We start from the raw sequence: 646 nt of genomic DNA on the forward strand, positions 1-646 counted from the left end.
GATGGAATGGTAGGCCGTTGCCCTTCCTTGCCCAGGCCAATCAACCCAGAAAAATCCGGGGACTCATGCACCACTCCCGCTACACCATGCGCGCCCGCCTGCGCACGCAGGCCGTGCTGTACGGCATGCTGGGCGGCTCACTCGGCACGGTCGCCCTGTCGACGTTCACGCACTTGAAAGCCGGGCACCTCACGGCCGCAGCCGGCCTGGCCATCGCGGGCTTCGTGGCCGGATGGGTCTGTCGTCGCTCACCGGCCACACCGGACCCGGGTAACCGTCACGCCGTCTCCGACGATCTGCACGAGCTCGAGCAGCGTGTCCCCCGACGCGCCGTGGTAGCCGTCGTCATCGCTTGCCTGGCAACCGACCTGCTGGGTGCCGGAATCGGCAACCTGGCGCCGCTCGCCGCTGACATCCAGACCGTCTATCGGCTGCTCAGCGGCCCATCCGACGGGCCCGACACGTCGTCGACGTCTCGCTGCGGCCCCGGCGATGCACGTCAGGCCCCCTCGGCCGCCCGTCCGGTGCATCACGACGCTCGGCCGACCGCGATCCCCCTGTAGCACGCGCTTTGCGCGCCGCGGATCGGTTGCGAGCCTCGCTCACGCTGTCGATAGCGAGGAAACGGCGGGCGCGCGACCGGCGC

General features: G+C 70.1%; 1 protein-coding gene. It reads left to right on the forward strand.

Translation table 11 applies throughout. The annotated features are described in order from the left end of the window. Positions 1 to 563 (forward strand): hypothetical protein (locus tag WS45_RS31830; protein ID WP_218921646.1); only part of this gene is annotated, 563 nt, incomplete at its 5' end. Positions 564 to 646: the final 83 nt, after the last annotated feature.

Source organism: Burkholderia sp. RF2-non_BP3 (genome assembly GCF_001522185.1).
Classification (GTDB): domain Bacteria; phylum Pseudomonadota; class Gammaproteobacteria; order Burkholderiales; family Burkholderiaceae; genus Burkholderia; species Burkholderia diffusa.